Annotated in this window: 15 protein-coding genes; 3 read left to right on the forward strand and 12 right to left on the reverse strand. The window is 67.6% G+C overall.

Going from position 1 to position 17,407, the window contains the following annotated elements:
* The 8 genes from ACIRG5_RS37800 to ACIRG5_RS37835 form a co-directional block, all read right to left on the reverse strand.
* Positions 1–423, reverse strand: coding sequence for a hypothetical protein (locus ACIRG5_RS37800; RefSeq protein WP_402914098.1), 423 nt, complete (start codon positions 421–423; stop codon positions 1–3).
* Between the two features lie 43 nt (positions 424–466).
* Positions 467–1,165, reverse strand: a complete 699-nt coding sequence (locus ACIRG5_RS37805) for an ESX secretion-associated protein EspG (RefSeq protein WP_402914099.1) — start codon at positions 1,163–1,165, stop codon at positions 467–469.
* Between the two features lies 1 nt (position 1,166).
* Complete coding sequence (locus ACIRG5_RS37810; RefSeq protein WP_402914100.1) at positions 1,167–2,471, reverse strand: hypothetical protein; 1,305 nt, start codon at positions 2,469–2,471, stop codon at positions 1,167–1,169.
* Positions 2,468–3,073: a DUF3558 domain-containing protein gene (locus ACIRG5_RS37815; protein ID WP_402914102.1), complete on the reverse strand. Its 606-nt coding sequence runs from the start codon at positions 3,071–3,073 to the stop codon at positions 2,468–2,470. Before ACIRG5_RS37815 ends, ACIRG5_RS37810 begins: the two co-directional genes overlap by 4 nt.
* A gap of 13 nt (positions 3,074–3,086) precedes the next feature.
* Positions 3,087–3,383 carry a PE domain-containing protein gene (locus tag ACIRG5_RS37820; protein ID WP_402914105.1) on the reverse strand — a complete coding sequence of 99 codons (297 nt, stop codon included), beginning with the start codon at positions 3,381–3,383 and terminating at the stop codon, positions 3,087–3,089.
* A gap of 333 nt (positions 3,384–3,716) precedes the next feature.
* On the reverse strand, positions 3,717–4,121 hold the full coding sequence (locus tag ACIRG5_RS37825) for a DUF4233 domain-containing protein (protein ID WP_402914107.1): 405 nt from the start codon (positions 4,119–4,121) through the stop codon (positions 3,717–3,719).
* Positions 4,118–5,455 (reverse strand): bifunctional folylpolyglutamate synthase/dihydrofolate synthase, encoded by a 1,338-nt coding sequence (locus ACIRG5_RS37830; RefSeq protein WP_402914110.1) that lies wholly within the window; start codon positions 5,453–5,455, stop codon positions 4,118–4,120. The genes ACIRG5_RS37825 and ACIRG5_RS37830 overlap by 4 nt, the downstream gene beginning before the upstream one ends.
* Positions 5,456–5,460: 5 nt before the next feature.
* Entirely contained in the window at positions 5,461–8,088 is a 2,628-nt protein-coding gene (locus tag ACIRG5_RS37835) for a valine--tRNA ligase (protein WP_402914112.1), read from the reverse strand.
* 134 nt (positions 8,089–8,222) lie between these two features.
* Between ACIRG5_RS37835 and ACIRG5_RS37840 the strand changes: the two genes are divergently transcribed.
* Positions 8,223–9,080: a hypothetical protein gene (locus tag ACIRG5_RS37840; protein ID WP_402914115.1), complete on the forward strand. Its 858-nt coding sequence runs from the start codon at positions 8,223–8,225 to the stop codon at positions 9,078–9,080.
* A 149-nt stretch (positions 9,081–9,229) separates the two neighbouring features.
* Positions 9,230–11,515, forward strand: coding sequence for an FdhF/YdeP family oxidoreductase (locus ACIRG5_RS37845; RefSeq protein ID WP_402914117.1), 2,286 nt, complete (start codon positions 9,230–9,232; stop codon positions 11,513–11,515).
* Between the two features lie 142 nt (positions 11,516–11,657).
* On the opposite strand, the gene ACIRG5_RS37850 is transcribed toward ACIRG5_RS37845, so the two are convergent.
* Together ACIRG5_RS37850 and ACIRG5_RS37855 are read right to left on the reverse strand one after the other, a co-directional pair.
* Positions 11,658–13,847 (reverse strand): glycosyl hydrolase family 28 protein, encoded by a 2,190-nt coding sequence (locus ACIRG5_RS37850; RefSeq protein ID WP_402914119.1) that lies wholly within the window; start codon positions 13,845–13,847, stop codon positions 11,658–11,660.
* Between the two features lie 272 nt (positions 13,848–14,119).
* A complete protein-coding gene (locus ACIRG5_RS37855) occupies positions 14,120–14,677 on the reverse strand; it encodes an ArsR/SmtB family transcription factor (RefSeq protein ID WP_402914122.1) in 558 nt (185 codons plus the stop codon).
* Positions 14,678–14,770: 93 nt separating this feature from the next.
* Between ACIRG5_RS37855 and ACIRG5_RS37860 the strand changes: the two genes are divergently transcribed.
* The gene (locus ACIRG5_RS37860) at positions 14,771–15,409 is read left to right on the forward strand and encodes a DUF2238 domain-containing protein (RefSeq protein WP_402914124.1); all 639 of its coding nucleotides are present in this window, start codon (positions 14,771–14,773) and stop codon (positions 15,407–15,409) included.
* Here the strand turns inward: ACIRG5_RS37860 and ACIRG5_RS37865 are convergent.
* Together ACIRG5_RS37865 and ACIRG5_RS37870 are read right to left on the reverse strand one after the other, a co-directional pair.
* Entirely contained in the window at positions 15,300–15,791 is a 492-nt protein-coding gene (locus ACIRG5_RS37865; RefSeq protein ID WP_143139052.1) for a hypothetical protein, read from the reverse strand. The genes ACIRG5_RS37860 and ACIRG5_RS37865 overlap by 110 nt on opposite strands.
* 47 nt (positions 15,792–15,838) lie before the next feature.
* Entirely contained in the window at positions 15,839–17,353 is a 1,515-nt protein-coding gene (locus ACIRG5_RS37870) for a phytoene desaturase family protein (RefSeq protein ID WP_402914127.1), read from the reverse strand.
* Between the last annotated feature and the right edge of the window lie 54 nt (positions 17,354–17,407).

A 17,407-nucleotide genomic window follows, 5' to 3' on the forward strand; every position in this document is an offset into this window, starting at 1 on the left:
TCAGCAGCGCTTGTCGGTCCAGCCACTGACGTAGCCGCCGCCCGGCACGGTCACGCTGGAGACCGCACGGGTGCACTTGTCGAGTGTGGCCGCACCGGCGCCCCACAGTTCCTGCTTGGTGCCGCTGCGGAGGTCGCCGCCGGGGTACTCCTCGGTGCCGTCGATCACCGCGATCCAGTTCGAGACGCGGTAGGTGTGGTTCCTGGCGTAGGAGTCCCAGACCCAGGTGTAGGCGAAGTTCTTGCCGCACCCGGCGAACTGCTTGACCGACGCGATGGTCGCGCCCTGGTACTTCACGTAGCCCGTGGTGCCGATCTGCTGGGCAGAGGCACAACCGGGAACGGTCTCGGCGTGGGCGGTGCCCATTCCTACGGACAGCAGCGTCGCGGCCAGTGCGGCGGCGATGGCGAATGGCTTTCTCACAGCCGCGACGCTGCGGCAGTCCGGTTATGCGGCGGTAAATCTCTTACGTGAGGCGCTTGAGCCAGTCCGTGATGATCTGGCGTGTCGCCGGCGTGGCGTGCACCCACGTCTGGTGGTTGTGGTCGGTGTACTTGACCACGAGCCAGCGGCCGTCCTCGAAGTCGATCGTGGTGAGGAAGGTCTTGGCGCGCTGCCTGCCCTCGCCGTTGCGCTTCGCCGCGTACAGCTTCGCCGTGCCCTGGCGGGGCTGGGCGAGCAACTGGCGCAACGAGATCGACGGCGACGCCTTGCCAGGCTGGTGCACGTTGATCTCGGTCGCGTGCACGTTGATCGACGCGCCACGCCCGGCCGGCACGTCCGGCAGTTGCATCGCGAGGACCTCCGGCGCGTTGTCGGGCCGGATCGGGTGCAGCTGCACGAACCCGTTGTCGTGCACGGCGAGCACACCGTGCTGCGAGTTCGCCGCCACGACCACGGGCCTGGTCTCGTTCGGCGTGACCGCGATCCAGGCCGAGTAGTCGTGCTCCGCCTTGGCGATCAGGTGCAGCGTGCCCCGGACGTCCGGGTGGTCGAGCCCGACCCGGCGCAGCTCACCGATGACGTCGCGCTCGATGAGCACGCGTTCGTCCTCGGTCTCACCAGGCGAGTCGACGGACAGCGCGGGGTGGTACTCCCCCAGTTTCTCCTGCTTCCACAGCACGTCGAAGGCGAGGTCAGACAGTTGGATGGACGACCGAAGCACGTCACCCCCCGATCGTCGGCGGTGCGACCATCGGCATGTCACCGATGATCTCGTTCGTGTTCTCCTCGGTGATGAGGTAGTCGGCGGACTTGTGCTCCAAGTCGTCCTCGCCCTGGCCCTTCTGGCCCTGACCACCCATCCCGCCCATGCCGGCGCCGCCCGCGCGACCCGCCGCGCCTGCCGCACCACCTCGACCGGCCGCGTTCGCACCGGTCTCGCCCATGCCGCCGAACACACCGGCCTTGCCGCCGGGCTGCTGGGCGGACGTGCCACCTGTTCCGCTGCCGAGGCCGCCGGAGCCGAACTTGCCCGCTCCGCCCGCACCCGCGCCGCCGCCGAACTTGCCTGCTCCGCCGGGACCGCCGATGCCACCGGGGCCTCGACCGGGGCCGGTGCCACCAGGTCCGCCGGGGCCTCCCGTGGTGGGGCGGACGGGCACGCCCATGGGCGGGAGGCCGGTGTTGTTCGGCCTGTCGATCACGCCGCCGACCGGGGGCTTGCCGGTGAGGTTGTCACCGACGGAGGGCCTGCCGGTGTTGTTGGTGTTGCTGGTGTTCGTGGTGTCGGACGAGCTGGTGGTGGTGGTGGTGGTCTGGTCGCCGTTCGTGGTGGGCACGGTCCAGCCGGTGCTGGTCGTGCTCTGCGGCGTGCTCGTGGAGTTCGGGAGACCAGACGTGGACGAGCGCGAGGTGGTGGTGCTGCTCGTCGTGGTCTTTTCCTCACCGTTGTTGCCACCGGTGTTGGCGATCTCGACCTGCAACGTGTCGGCCGTGACGCCGGGGAACTCCTTCGGCAGCTCACCGCGGTTGGTGTTGCTGGCGCTCTGGAACTCCTTGTAGACCTCGCGGTTGTGCTTCTCTTCAGCGTTGTAGCTGTTGACCTTGTCCTCGGTGTCGGTGTCCCAAGGAGTCGCGTCGTCCCAGAAGCTCGTGTCCGGCTTGGCCGCCGGCATGTCCTTGAGCTGGTTCTTGTTCAGGTTGAACTGGTAGACCTGGTTCGAGATCGAGTGATCGGCCTGCCGCAGCGCGTCCTGCATCTGGATCATGGCCTGGTTGATCGGGTTGGCGGCGGCCTGAGCGCCGTCCGCACTGGCCCCGGTCCACGCCTCGCCGAGCGTCTCGCCGACCCGCCTGAGCCGCGCCTCGATGCCGGCGTAGCCGCGCTCCAACGCCGCGGCGGTGGTCGCCGCGGCCTGCGCCGACCCCGTACCGGGACCGCTGGTCATCTGGGAGTAGATCTGAGCTCCCGACAACCCCTCGGCTCTGGTGTTGTCCTCGGTGAAGCAACTGGGCGCGGGCCGTGTCATTTCGCACCTGCCTTGATCGTGGTGACGGCGAGATTGGCGAACTCGGTGATAGCGGCACACGGGTCGGCGAACCTAGGACTGCCTTGGTCACTCTGGAGCGAGATGAGCAACGCCTTCTGCTCGGAGACCCCGACGAGCACAGAGCAGTAGCCGTTCTTTCGGCTGTCCGCGACCAGCGCCATGTACGTCGGGTAGCCCTGGATCGCGGGCAGCGACTCGAACTTCTCGTACGTCGTGTCCTTGTTCGGGAGGATGGTGGAGAGGTTCGTACCCTCCGGCAGGATCGTCACGCTGGGGGCCATCTTCGCCGGAATGCTCAATCCCAACCAGGCACAGGAAGCACCGGGTGAGGTGGTGTTCACCCTTCCAGTCACCCCAGGCAGCCCGAACGCCTCAACCTGAGCCGGAGTGACCGTGCTGCACGGGTCGGCTTCGAAGGCCTTGACGTCGAGCGGGTTCTCGATCTTGGGAGCTCCGCCGCTGTCGCTGGTGCTGCTCGACTGGGTGGCGGTGGTCGGCGTGCCGGTCGTACCACCGCTGTCGCCGCAGCCGGCCAGCAGTGCGAGTGCTGCGATGCCTGCGACGATGGTTCGGATGCGCAACAGCTCAGTCCTTCTACTTGAGGTTGTCCAGGTTGCCCTGCTCGGTCTGCTCGTACTGCCGCAGCGTGGCCTTCAAGTTCTCGATCCGAGTGTCGAGCGTCTGCTGCAACTGCTCGTTGGACAGCTGGTGCCCCTTGCCGGCGGCGCTCGCCCAGTTCGCGTAGACCTGACTCGGCATGTCCTTGCCCGCACCCTTGACGGTGATCAGGGCTTCACCGGACTTGTGAGCCAGCGCGAGCTCTTCCTTGACGGACTCGTACTCCTTGATCGCGGCGCGCAGTGTCTCCAGATCGACCTTGGTCCCGCTCATCCCCAGTGCCCTCCCTGCAGAATCGTGCGTCTAGCAGCATAGCGCCAGGTCGCGGGACCCGTCCCGGTTTCAAAGCACGATCGGGTGAACAAGGCGAGGTGGCCGCGGCATTGCGACGAGCAGCGGTACGAACTGCTTTCTCGTTGGTGTTTCCCATCAACGAGAAAGCAGCGGGTATCGGGAAGGAGACGCAGTGGGACCGCATTATTATCTTGCGGCCATCACCGGTAAGTACTCGTGCGAAATCGCGCAGGGCGCCCAGAAGCAGTCCGGTCGCAACAAGAACCTTCGAATTCGCCTGGGCCCGGGAATGGGCGTGTCCGACCCGACCAGTCAGGACTGCTGTTCGGCCTGCTTCTGTTGCTGCGCAGGCAACCGGCCTTCGGCCATCCGCTTGAGCAGGTCCTTGCGCAGCCACAGCAGGTACGCCCAGACGAGCCCGAAGATCACGCCGATCACACCCATCGCGGGCAGTAGCAGCCAGGTGGCGATCAGCAGCACGTGCAGGCCGACGACGGCGCCGATCGCCCACGGTTTGCGGACGAACGCGCACATCGCGATGAACACCGCGATGAAGCCGAAGGCGATCCAGCCGACCAGGGACGTGACGCCGCCGTGCAGTTTGGCGATCACCGGGAGGGCCAGGGCGACGACGATGACCTCAAGGATCAGCGTGCCGGCCATGATGCCCCGGAACGCCTTCATCGGGTCCTTCTTCAGAGGGGCCGGGGTGGTCATGCCGGCTCCTTTCCGAACAGCGCGCGGGCTTCGCCTGCGGTGACGACGGAGCCGGTGACGATCACGCCGCCGCCGGACTGTTCGTCCTCGATGAGGTGGATGGCTTCCTCGATGGCGTCGACCAGGCGGGGGCGTACCTCGAAGCGGTCCTCGCCGAAGATCGGGACGGCCAGGCCGGCGAGGACGTCCGGGTCCATGGCGCGCGGGGAGGAGTTGGTGGTGATCACCAGTTCCTGCACGACCGGCTCCAGCGCGGCCAGGATGCCCTCGGCGTCCTTGTCGGACATGACGGAGACGACGGCGACCAGCTTGCGGAAGCCGAACTCCGACTCCAGCGCGCGAGCCAGAGCCGCGGCGCCGTGCGGGTTGTGGGCGGCGTCGACGAAGACGTTGGGGGCCGAGCGGACTCGTTCCAGGCGGCCCGGAGTGATCACCGAGGCGAAGCCCTCGCGGACCATCTCGATGTCGATCTTGCGCTCGGGACCCGCGCCGAAGAACGCCTCGACGGCGGCGAGCGCCAGTGCGGCGTTCTTCGCCTGGTGTTCGCCGTGCAGCGGCAGGAAGATGTCCTCGTAGACGCCGCCGAGGCCCTGCAGGGTGATCATCTGGCCGCCTACGGCGACCGCGCGCGTCAGGACGCCGAACTCGCTGCCGAAGCGGGCGATCATGGCGTCCACCTCGGCCACGCGTTCGTGGATCACCCTCATGACCTCGGGCGTCTGCTCGGCGACGATCGCGACGGCGCCCGGCTTGATGATGCCGGCCTTCTCCACCGCGATGTCCTCGGGACCGGTGCCCAGGTACTCGGTGTGGTCGATGCCGATCGGGGTGAGCACGGCGACGCGGGTGTCCACGATGGACGTCGCGTCCCACGTGCCGCCCATGCCCACCTCGACGACGGCGACGTCGGCCGGCGCTTCGGCGAAGGCCGCGTACGCCATGCCGGTGAGCACCTCGAACTTGCTCATCCGGATCTCGGACTGGGAGTCGACCATCGCGACGTACGGCTCGATGTCGCGGTAGACCTCGACATAACGCTCCGGGCTGATCGGCTGGTTGTCCAGGCTGATCCGCTCGGTCGCGAGCTGCAGGTGCGGGCTCGTGAACCGGCCGGTGCGCAGGCCGATGCGCGTGAAGAGCGCATCGACCATGCGCGACGTCGACGTCTTGCCGTTCGTGCCCGTCAGCTGCACGACCGGGTACGACGTCTGCGGGTCGCCCAGCACGTGGGCGAGCGCCTTGATCCGGTCCAGCGACGGCTCGAGCTTGGTCTCGGGCCACCGCTGGTTGAGCTCGTTCTCGACGTCGAGGAACTCGTCGAGGTTCGTTTCCACGGTGCTTACGCCTCCGGGAGCGCGGCCAGGCGCTCGTTGATGCGGGCGATCTCGGATTCGGCGGTGGCCTTGCGCTCCTCGATCTTGGCCTTGACGTCGGCGGGCGCCTTGGCGAGGAACGCCTCGTTGCCCAGCTTCTTCGTCGTGCCTTCGAGTTCCTTCTGCGCCACGCTCAGGTCCTTGGCGAGACGCTTGCGCTCGGCGGCGACGTCGATCGTGCCGGACAGGTCCAGCTCGACCTTCACCGCGCCCTTGGGCAGGCCGACCTCGAGCGTCGCGGAGACGGTGAACTCGTCGCCCGGCTCGGTGAGCCGCGTCAGCGACCGCACGGAGGGGACCTGGTCGATCAGGCCGACGCAGCACGCGCCGCGGACCTTGCCCGCGACCTTCTGGCCCGGCTTGAGGCCCTGCTCGGAACGGAACCGGCGGATCTCGGTCGCGAGCTTCTTCAGGCCCTCGATCTCCGCTGCCGCGTCGGCGTCCCGCTCGGCACCCGAGACGGACGGCCACGAGGCGACGACGAGCGACTCGCCGCCGGTCAGCGACGTCCACAGCGTCTCGGTGATGAACGGGATCGACGGGTGCAGCAGGCGCAGCAGGACGTCGAGGACGTGGCCCAGGACGGACTGCGTGGCCTCGGCGCGGCCGTCCGCGATCTGGACCTTCGCGATCTCCAGGTACCAGTCGCAGAACTCGTCCCATGTGAAGCTGTACAGCGCCTCACAGGCACGGGAGAACTGGAACGCCTCGAAGTTGCTGTCCACAGTGGACACCAGGGCGTCGAGCTCGTCGAGGATCCAGCGGTCGGCCGCCGTCAGCTCGGAACGCTCCGGCAACGGGCGCTCGACGGTGGCGCCGTTCGCCAGAGCGAAACGGGTGGCGTTCCACAGCTTCGTGGTGAAGTTGCGGGAGCCGGCCGCCCACTCCTCGGCGACGGCCATGTCCGAACCGGGGTTCGTGCCGCGCAGCAGCGTGAACCGGGTGGCGTCCGCGCCGTAGCGCTCCATCCAGTCCAGCGGGTCGATGCCGTTGCCCTTGGACTTCGACATCTTCTTGCCGTACTGGTCGCGGATCAGGCCGTGCAGGAAGACGTGGTCGAACGGCTGGACCCCGTCCATCGCGTACAGACCGAACATCATCATCCGGACGACCCAGAAGAACAGGATGTCGTAGCCGGTCGAGAGAACCGACGTCGGATAGAACTTGCGAAGGTCCTCAGTGGACTCGGGCCAGCCCAGCGTGGAGAACGGCCACAAGCCCGACGAGAACCACGTGTCGAGGACGTCCTCGTCCTGACGCCAGCCCTCACCGGTCGGGACCTCGTCGTCCGGTCCGACGCAGACGACCTCGCCGTTCGGGCCGTAGAAGACCGGAATGCGGTGGCCCCACCACAGCTGACGCGAGATGCACCAGTCGTGCAGGTTGTCGGTCCAGTCGAAGTACCGCTTGTTCAGCTCGGCCGGGTGGATCTTGGTGCGACCATCGCGGACGGCGGCGGACGCGGCCTCGGCGAGGGTCTCGACCTTGACCCACCACTGCAGCGACAAGCGGGGCTCGACGACCGTGTTGCACCGCGAGCAGTGGCCGACGGAGTGGACGTACGGCCGCTTCTCCGCGACGATCCGGCCCTCCGCGCGCAACGCGGCGACGATCGCCGGACGCGCCTCGAGCCTGTCCATCCCCTCGAACGGACCGTGCGCGGTGATGGTCGCGCGGCCGTCCATGATCGTGAGGTTCGGCAGGCCGTGGCGCTGGCCGATCTCGAAGTCGTTCGGGTCGTGGGCGGGCGTGACCTTGACCGCGCCCGTCCCGAACTTCGGGTCGACGTGCGCGTCCGCGACGATCGGGATGCGGCGGCCGGTCAGCGGCAGCTCGACCTCGGTGCCGATGAGGTGCTGGTAGCGCTCGTCGTCCGGGTGGACGGCGACCGCGGTGTCGCCCAGCATCGTCTCGGCGCGCGTGGTCGCGACGACGATCGACGCGTCCCCGTCGCCGTAGCGGATCGAGACGAGCTCGCCCTCGTCCTCGCTGTGGTCGACCTCGATGTCCGACAGCGCGGTCTGGCAGCGCGGGCACCAGTTGATGATCCGCTCGGCCTGGTAGATCAGGCCGTCGTCGTACATCTTCTTGAAGATCGTCTGGACGGCGCGCGACAGCCCCTCGTCCATGGTGAAGCGCTCACGCGACCAGTCGATGCCGTCGCCGAGGCGCTTCATCTGGTCGAGGATCTTGCCGCCGTACTCCTCTTTCCACTCCCAGACGCGCTCGACGAACTTCTCGCGCCCGAGGTCCTGCCGGGACATGCCCTGCTTGGCCAGGTCGCGCTCGACGGCGTTCTGGGTCGCGATGCCCGCGTGGTCCATGCCGGGCAGCCACAGGACCTCGTAGCCCTGCATGCGGCGGCGCCTCGACAGCGCGTCCATCACGCTGTGGTTCATCGCGTGGCCCATGTGGAGGCTGCCGGTGACGTTCGGCGGGGGCAGCACGATCGTGAACGGCGGCTTGTCGCTCTTGACGTCGGCCTCGAAGTAACGCCGGTCGACCCACCGCTGGTACAGCTCCGCCTCTACCTCCGCCGGAGTCCACGCGGCGGGGAGGTCAGGACGCTGGGTTGCGGTGTCGAGTTCAGTCACAGCCGTGAAGTCTACGGAGGCCAGGGTCTCGACTTGAAACGAGATACCTGATAACGCCCCCGCGGCAACCGCAAGCCGGTCGACAGCGTGGTTCGGAGTGACCGAAGATGTGCCCCGAACATCTGGGGGGAACGTTGCAGTACGACATTGATGATCATCCTGATCTGAAGGACGCGGCCTGGATCCGCGCCGCGAACAAGCGCGCCAGGCGGGACGTCCGCAGGCAACGCCGCAAGGCCAGACGAGGCAGACACAGCGGCAAGGTCGTGTCCGCCATCGCCCTGGTCGTCATCGGCGCGGTGCTGTTCGGGCTCTACCGGGCGGGGAAGTTCGGCGAGGTCTCGATGCCGGACGTGAAGCTGCCGCATGCGGGGGCGAACGTCGAGGTCCCGTTCGCCGGCACGCCCGCGGAGCAGTGGCCCGACGGCGACAAGGGCATCGTCGCACCGGACGCGAATCCGGCGTTCGAGCAGGTCCGGCAGGCGCTCATCGCGTCGCACCTCGACCCGGTGATGCTCGGCGAGCACAAGCCGGACCGGTTCCTCGCGATGCTGGCGCCGGAGGTGCGCGAGTACGTCGTGAAGGAGATCGCGGGCTGGACCACCCGCCTCAAGCAGGGCACGAAGCTGCTCCCGAACGGCATCAAGGTGTCCGGGAAGATGACTCTCGGGGAGAAGGACGGCTATCCGGCCGTGACGGCGGACTACGTGTTCGCCTACGCGTTCGAGCCGCCGGAGCCGAAGAAGCTCCTCAGCCAGATGGAGATGGTCGCGGCGGTCCGCGAGAAGGTCACCTACTCGATCACTCCCGAAGGACTGTGGCCCTCGGACTCGACGGGTTTCCAGTACTCGATCGCGTGCCAGGCGGCGAAGGACGGCTTCCTCGCGCCGCAGTTCACCGAGCCGCCCAAGCACGGTGAGGGCGTCGCCGGTGACGACAGGAAGTACTTCTCCGTGGACGGACAGGTGCCGACCGAGAACAGCTGCGATTGATCACTCTTTCAGAGGTGCCGGACGAGAGTGACGGCGCTCACAATTGACCGTCACGGACCGTTCAAACCCCTTGGGGCCCGTGTCGACGGCGCCGCCGCGTTCTTCGGGGGCGCTGGCGGCGCCGACCTCGATCAGCGAACAATGGACGTATGAGCAGCAAGCCCCCGCAGCACGACGTCGACGAGTCCGCGCTCGAAGTCAGCACCCCCAAGACCTGGGCAGCGGGTATTCCCGGTGTTCTCGTCTCGCTCGACCGCGCGGTCGAGCAGATGGGTGTCGGGCGCACGGTCAAGACGTTGCGACTGCTCAACCAGCGTGAAGGTTTCGACTGTCCTGGTTGCGCGTGGCCCGAACCGCAGGGTCACCGCAAGATGGCGGAGTTCTGCGAGAACGGCGCGAAGGCCGTCGCGGAGGAAGCCACCAAACGACGAATCGGGCCCGAGTTCTTCGCCGAGCACTCCATCGAGAGCCTGCGGACGAAGACGGACTACTGGCTCGGCCAGCAGGGCCGGATCACCGAACCGATGGTCCTCAGGCCCGGTGCGACGCATTACACACCGATCAGCTGGGACGCGGCGTTCACCCTCATCGCCGAAGAGCTGACATCGCTGTCATCACCGGACGAGGCGATCTTCTACACCTCCGGCCGCACCAGCAACGAGGCCGCGTTCCTCTACCAGCTGCTGGTGCGGTCGTTCGGCACCAACAACCTGCCGGACTGCTCGAACATGTGCCACGAGTCGTCCGGCTCGGCGCTGAACGAGACCATCGGCATCGGCAAGGGCTCGGTGTCGATCAAGGACTTCGACCTCGCCGACCTCATCGTGGTCATCGGCCAGAACCCCGGCACGAACCACCCGCGCATGCTCAGTGCGCTGGAGGACGCGAAGAAGAACGGCGCGAAGATCATCGCGATCAACCCGCTGCCGGAAGCGGGCCTGATGCGGTTCAAGAACCCGCAGAACGTCGCGGGCGTCGTCGGCCGCGGCACCGCGCTGAGCGACGAGTTCGTGCAGATCAAGGTCGGCGGCGACCAGGCGCTGTTCCAGGCCATCGGTCACCTGCTGCTGCAGTGGGACAAGCTCGACAGGACGTTCATCGAGGCGAAGACGCACGGCTTCGAGGCGTACGCGGAGAGCCTGCGCGAACTCGACTGGGACGGCGTGCTCACCGCGACCGGCCTGACCCGCGAGCAGATCACGCGCGTCGCCGGGATGTTCGTCGACTCGAAGCGCACGATCGCCTGCTGGGCGATGGGTCTGACGCAGCACAAGCACAGCGTGCCGACGATCCGCGAGGTCACGAACGTCATGTTCCTGCGCGGCATGATCGGCAAGCCGGGCGCGGGCCTGTGCCCGGTGCGCGGCCACTCGAACGTGCAGGGCGACCGCACGATGGGCATCTACGAGAAGATGCCGGAGAAGTTCCTGCTGGCGCTGGAGAACGAGTTCAGCATCTCCGTGCCGCGCAAGCACGGTTTCGACACCGTCGACGCCATCAACGCGATGCGCCAGGGCCGCGGCAAGGTGTTCATCGCGATGGGCGGCAACTTCGTCAGCGCCACCCCGGACACCCCGGTGACCGAGAAGGCGCTGGAGCAGTGCTCGCTGACGGCGCACGTCTCCACGAAGCTCAACCGTTCGCACGTCGTCCACGGCCGCACCGCGCTGATCCTGCCCGCCCTGGGCCGCACCGAGAGCGACGTCCAGCACTCGGGCGAGCAGTTCGTGACGGTCGAGGACTCGATGTCGGTCGTGCACCGCTCCCGCGGCCGGCTCAAGCCCGCGTCGGAGCAGCTGCTGTCCGAGGTCTCGATCGTCTGCCGGCTCGCCCGCAAGACGCTCGGCACCTCGCACCCCGTGGCGTGGGAGGAGTTCGAGAAGGACTACGACGTCGTTCGCGAGCACATCTCCCGTGTCGTGCCGGGCTGCACCGACTACAACACGCGCGTCCGTCAGCCCGACGGTTTCGTGCTGCCGCACCCGCCGCGTGACTCGCAGGAGTTCGCGACGGCGACCGGCAAGGCGAACTTCACGGCGAACGAGATGACGGTCATCGAGATCCCCGAGGGCCGCCTGATCATGCAGACCCTGCGCAGCCACGACCAGTACAACACCACGATCTACGGCCTGGACGACCGCTACCGCGGCGTGAAGGACGGCCGTCGCGTGGTGTTCGTGAACCCCGACGACATCAAGGCCTTGGGGTTCTCCGACGGGCAGATGGTGAACATCATCTCGGAGTGGAAGGACGACCCGACGGGCGTCGTCGAACGCCGCGCCGAGTCGTTCCGGATCGTCTCCTACTCGACCGCGCGGGGATGCGTGGCCACGTACTTCCCCGAGGCGAACCCGTTGGTGCCGCTGGACTCCAAGGCGGACATCTCGGGAACGCCTACCTCCAAGTCGGTGATCGTGCGCCTGGAAGCTATTTAGCCATGACCGTGTGGTGGGGGGGGGGGGGGGGGGGGGGGGCCCACCCCCCCCCCCCCCCCGCCGTGGGGGGGGGGGGGGGGGGGGGGGGGGCGCCCCCCCCCCCCCCCCCCCCCCCCCCCCCACCACACGGTGGCACTTTCTTCTACTCGACAAGCACCGTGTAGTTGCTGGCACCGCCGTTGGGTCCCAGTTGGACCTCCCCCGCCCGGAAGCCCTTGGCGTACAGGCGGAAGGTCTTCGGGGACCCTTCGGTGTTGACCAGCTGCTGGCCGCTGTCGAGCCACAGCGCGTCCATCCACGGGCGTTTGCCGAGCCGCGTGTCGACCGCGACGTAGACCAGCGCGTCGCGGTTGATCGTGAAGCGCGCCAACGGGTTCTGCGTCGCCGACTTCGAGTCGTTGGCCGTGCGGATCCACTTCGCTCCCGCCACCTCGCCCGGTACCGCGCTGAACGTGAAGTCGCGGTCGCCGTACTGCGCGACACCCGTGCGCAGGCCGGTCTGCACCGACCAGTCGCCCGCGTTCCCGGTGTCCGCCACGGTCAGTCCGCTCAGTTCCAGTTCCGCGGGCTGGTCGCCGACGGTCAGGATCGCGACGGCCGAGCGCGTGATCTGACCGGCCGCGCCGATCACGTTGATGTTCGTCGACCCGTGCGGTGTGTCCGGCAGCGTCGCCACGGTCATCGTGGACGTCTGACCTTGGTTGATCGTGGGCGGACTGAACTGCACGACGGTCCCGGCGGGCACGTTGTCGGCGTTGAGGCTGATCGGGCCGGGCGAACCGGTCGAGGCCGCGCTGACGGTGAACGACGCCGTCTCCCCCGGCTTGACCACGCGCGACGCGGGGTCGACCGCGAGGCTGAAGTCGTTGTTCACCCCGCACTTCTCGGTCGAACCGGTGTTCTGCACGCGTGGCGAGCCCGAGTTGCGGACGCAGAAACCGTTGGTGTTGCGGAAGAGGAAGTCCGTCGGACTGCTCGTGCCGCGTTCCCAGCCGAACGTGTCGAACGTGAGGTCGGTGGAGTTGTCGGCGATCACCGCGGGCCTGCCGTCGTTGCTGGTGAACGACACCGCGCTGGCGAGGAACTTGATGCGGTCGGCGTAACGGACGTACCAGCCGTACGCGGGCCGGGTGCCGATGCTGTTCGGGTTGTAGTTGGTGCGGTCGTTGCTCGGCGGGTTCGTCGACATGGTGCCGTTGCCGCCGGGCACGTTGATCTTGACGTTGGTGAAGGTCACGTCGGTGACGTGGCCGTCGACATCGCCCATGATCGTCGGGCTGAACGACGGCGAGGCGCCGTTGATAGTGATGTTGTCGTAGGTGATGTTCTTGATGGTGCCGACGCCGGGACTGTTGCCGCAGCGTTTGCGGGCGCCGACCTTGAGCATGATCGGCGACCGCACGCCGCTGACGGTGATGTCCCGGTAGTGCACGTCGGAGATGACCGCGCCGTCCATCGAAACGAGTCCGAGCCCCGACTTGTTGGACCCCTTGACGTCGATGCGCTGGAAGTCGTAGCCGGTGAAGTCGCCGCACGTCTCCGAGCCGAACATCAACGCGTTGCAACACCCCGCGCTGAGCTTGGTGTCGTAGACCTTCACGTTGCCGTTGCTCAGTTTCTGGCCGAGCGCGTAGTCGCTCTTGAACGCCAGTGCGTCGTCGTTGCCCGCGAAGTTGCCGTTGGTGATCGTGACGTTGGTGGTGCTGATGACGTTCCAGCCGTCGCGGTCGCTCGCGGTGTCGATCGTGAGCCGGTCGGACGTGACGTTGCGGCAGCCGTTGATCAGCATCGCGAAGTGCCCGCCGCGGCGGAGCTTGATGCCGCTGACCGTGAGGTTCTCGCAGCGCGTCAACGAGATGATCTTGTCGGCCTGCCCGCTGTCCGGATTGCCCGTGATCAGCGCGCCACCGCCGTCGATCGTGCCAGCGCCGACGAACCCGATGTTGGTCAGCCGGTCGCCCCAGATCATGGCGTTGTGGAAGTGGCTGTGCCCGTAGTCCTGGTACTTGTCGTTGGGGTTGGGCTCCGGCTTGTCGTAGCCGCTGCCGCTCGCGCCCATGATCGTGGCGCCGGAGTCGAGCTGGAGCGTGACGTTGCTCTTCATGTGGATCGAGTTGGGCGAGCGGTACGTGCCGGACGGGAACCGCACGGTCCCACCACCCGCCGCGTTCGCCGCGGTGATCGCCCTGTCGATGGCCGCTGTGTCGTTCGCGCTGCCGTTGCCGGCGGCCCCGTAGTCCCTGACGTTGAAGTCCGCCGCCTGAGCGGGTTCCGCCAGCATCGTGATGCCCAGCAGTGCCGCGGTCACCGCCACGCCGAGTCTCCGTAACACGGATGTCCTCCCCGTTGTAACGTCGTGAAAACGTTTACGGCGGCGGGGAGGTCACACGCTACGCCGGTCGAACGCGCCCGAACAGCCTCCAGCGGCGACGACCCGTGGCGAGTAAGCCTCCGCCGACCCGCTTCTCGGGCCGCGTGGCTTCCTCAGGTGCGCGAACGAGCCTGCGCGCGGCCGCGTCGGCCTCGAAGTCGGCCTGGCGCTGCTTTGCGATAGCGAACGTGTCGTGGTGCGAGAACATGACGATTCCCCTCAGTTCGTTGGTGCTACTCGGGCGAGATGGTGGCGCTCAGGAAGAAGCGGACCGGTTTGGAGTTCTCAGGGCGCAACTCCGGGTTCTCCACGCGCTGCTCGAACCGGTACATCACCGCCCGCAGTTCCTCCTGTGCTTGCTTGAGTTCCTCAGGAGTGAGGAACGCGGTGGCTCCCGTGATACCCACGTGCTCGCGCCAGTCCGCCGGCAGGTGGTCGTACTGCCGCATGCGCTCGCGGGTGCGCTCGAACTCCTGATCAAGGAAGGCCAGCGCGGCGGTCTCCGCCGCGAGCGCGGCCTCGCCCTCCAGGCCCTCCGTGGTGATCGACTGGTGCCGGTTGACGATCCGCCAGGGCTTCTGCCTGCCGGGACCCTCCACCTCGACCACGAACCCGTACTTGGCCAGCATGTTCAGGTGGTACGAGCAACTGGCGACACTCTCTCCCACCCGCACCGAGCACTGGGTCGCCGTGCTCGGCCCCTCGTCCGTGAGCAGGGTGAGCAGCTTCCACCGAACGGGGTGCGAGAGCGCCCGGAGCGCCTTGGGGTCAGTGATCGGACTGTCGGTCATGACACCACGGTACCCACATCAATAAACCTTTAGCAAGGTTCCTTGATATATAAATCCTGATATAAACCGCCCAAGATCCGCCAGGCTGTGCGCATGACACGGGGACAGCTGTGGCTGCTGGGGGCGTTCGGTGCGTTGGTGGCGGTGACGTGGATCAACCCGCCATGGCCCGCCGAGCAGGCGTTGCACAGCTCGTTGACGGCGGTGGCGATCGTGGCGTTGTGGTTGCTCAGGAAGCGCCTCGACACCGCGCAGTGGGCGTGGGCGCTCGCCTTCCTCGCGCTGCACACGATCGCGGCGAGGTGGATCTACTCGTTCGTCCCGTACGACGACTGGACGAACGCGCTGTTCGGCGTGCGGCTGTCGGAGGCGTTCTCCTGGGATCGCAACCACTTCGACCGGCTCGTGCACTTCGCGTACGGCGTGTGCCTGACCGCGATCCTGCGGCGGAGGTGGGTGCGGTCGGTGGAGATCGTGCTCGCGACGAGCGCGCTCTACGAACTGCTGGAGTGGGCGATCGCGATGACGCTCGCCCCCGATGTCGCCGAGGCCTACAACGGCCAACAGGGCGACATGTGGGACGCGCACGCCGACATGGCGCTGGCCGCGTTGGGCGCGCTCGTCACCAGTCTGGCGAGTTGCGCGCTACGGCGGTCACGAGCGGAAGCGACTCGATCACCGGCACCCGCAGCAACTCCGCCGGAACGTCCGGGTCGCGAACCGGCTCGATGAGCTCACGCAGCAGTGCGCCGACGACGTCGTCCGCGGCCTGGTCGACCTCGTGGATGAGGTCGCGCAACTGGTCCGCAGCCTCGTTGAGCACCCGCGGCCGTTGCGGTTCCTCCAGCATCAACGCCGCGAGCCGCAGCACCCGGCGGCAGGTGCGCAGACGAAGGCTCCTGCTCGCGGACTCGCGCGTGCCCGCGAGGCCCAGCCGACCGCGCGTGCGTTCGATCCACGGCTCGACCGTCTCGCGCCGCCAGATCGGGCCGGACGCGAGTTCCGCGTCAGGCTCAGGGATGCCGTGCGAGCGTCTCTTGCGCCAGACAGCCACCAGCTGCCGACTGAGCCCCATGGCGTCGGCGATCTCCGCGATCCCGTAGAAGTCCCCCACGCCGCCAACTGTAACCAGAGATGACGCGGAGTGTCATCAAAAATGTCTCAAATGCGTTCGAGAACCGCGTTCGCCGCGTTGTGGCCGCCGATGCCGCTCACGCCGCCACCGCGCCGGGAACCCGCGCCGCAGACGAAGACGTTGTCCACGTCGGTCTCCACACCCCACTTGCCGACCTGGTCGTCGCTCTCGGCGAACGGCCAGTCGAGCTCGCCGTGGAAGATGTTGCCACCTGGCAGGCCGAGCTCCTCCTCCAGGTCCAGCGGAGTGCGCGCCTCGATGCACGGGTTGCCCTGGGCGTCGACCGCCAGGCAGTCCTGGATCGGCTCCACGAGATGCGCGTTGAGCTGGTCGAGGTAGCGCTTCACCAGTTCGTCGCGCAGCTCGGTGTTGCGGCCCTCGAACAACGACGCCGGCAGGTGCAGACCGAACAACGTCAGCGTCTCGTGACCGGCGAGCGACGGCCCGAGGATCGACGGGTCGGTCAGCGAGTGGCAGTACATCTCACCCGGCAGCACCGACGGCACCTGGCCCGCGGCGCTCTCCAGGTAGGCGGTCTCCAGCTGGTCGTAGGACTCGTCGAGGTGGAACGTGCCCGCGAACGCCAGCCGCGCGTCGACCCCGGACTTCAGCTCGGGCAGCCTGCGCAGCAACATGTTGATCTTCAGCTGACACCCCGGCGCGTCGTGGACTTCGAGGCCCCGCAACCGTCCCAGCACCGACGGCGCCACGTTGGACAGCACGAACCGGGCCTCGACCGTCTGGTCCCCGTACGTCACTGAAGCGGTCCTGCCGTCCGACTCGACGGAGGTGACCTCGGCGCCGGTGATGATCCGCGCACCGGCCTCGCGCGCGACCCGTTCCAGTTCGGCGGTGACCCCGCCCATGCCGCCGACCGGGACCTTCCACTCACCGGTGCCGTTGCCGATCACGTGGTAGAGGAAGCACTTGTTGGCGCGCAACGAATGCAGCGACGAGTGCGTGCCGATCAACGCGTCCGTGGCGACGACCCCGCGCACCAGGTTGTTGTCGAACAGCTCCTGCAGCGTGGCGCCGATCGGCCGTTCGAAGACCTGCTCCCACAACCGGCCGCGCACCACCTTGTCGACGTGCACGCGCAGATGTTCCCGTGACACCAACGGTTCCAAAAGAGTCGGCGCCAATGCCTCCGCCATCAGCTCCAGGTCGGCGTACCAGCGTTGCCACCGCTCCCAGTCCTCCAGCGACCCGCAGACGGCCTCGAACGACGCCACCGTCGCCGCGCCGGGCGAGCGTTCGACCAGCAGCCCCGACCTGCCGTTCGGCGTGTACGAGGAGGCCGAACGAGACTTCAGTGCCAGCTTCAGCCCCAGATCCGACACGATCCGGTCGGGCAGCAGCGACACGAGGTACGAGAAGCGCGAGAGCCGGGCGTCGACGCCCTCCCACGGTGAGGCGCTCACCGCCGCCCCGCCGACGTGCGGCAGCTTCTCCAGCACCCTGACCGATTTCCTCGCCTTCGCGAGGTACGCGGCCGCCACCAGCCCGTTGTGGCCGCCCCCCACGATCACGACGTCGTCCATGCCCCGGAATCCCTCCCACGTAGCCTGGTCGCTGGGGAACATAGCGTTCCGAAG

This window comes from Lentzea sp. NPDC102401, assembly GCF_044765805.1.
Classification (GTDB): Bacteria; Actinomycetota; Actinomycetes; order Mycobacteriales; family Pseudonocardiaceae; genus Lentzea; species Lentzea sokolovensis.

Coding starts and splice junctions, on each gene's coding strand:
- ACIRG5_RS37855 (WP_402914122.1), bottom strand. CDS start 14,677: ATGACCGACAGTCCGATCACTGACCCCAAGGCGCTCCGGGCGCTCTCG.
- ACIRG5_RS37825 (WP_402914107.1), bottom strand. CDS start 4,121: ATGACCACCCCGGCCCCTCTGAAGAAGGACCCGATGAAGGCGTTCCGG.
- ACIRG5_RS37860 (WP_402914124.1), top strand. CDS start 14,771: ATGACACGGGGACAGCTGTGGCTGCTGGGGGCGTTCGGTGCGTTGGTG.
- ACIRG5_RS37820 (WP_402914105.1), bottom strand. CDS start 3,383: ATGAGCGGGACCAAGGTCGATCTGGAGACACTGCGCGCCGCGATCAAG.
- ACIRG5_RS37845 (WP_402914117.1), top strand. CDS start 9,230: ATGAGCAGCAAGCCCCCGCAGCACGACGTCGACGAGTCCGCGCTCGAA.
- ACIRG5_RS37870 (WP_402914127.1), bottom strand. CDS start 17,353: ATGGACGACGTCGTGATCGTGGGGGGCGGCCACAACGGGCTGGTGGCG.
- ACIRG5_RS37810 (WP_402914100.1), bottom strand. CDS start 2,471: ATGACACGGCCCGCGCCCAGTTGCTTCACCGAGGACAACACCAGAGCC.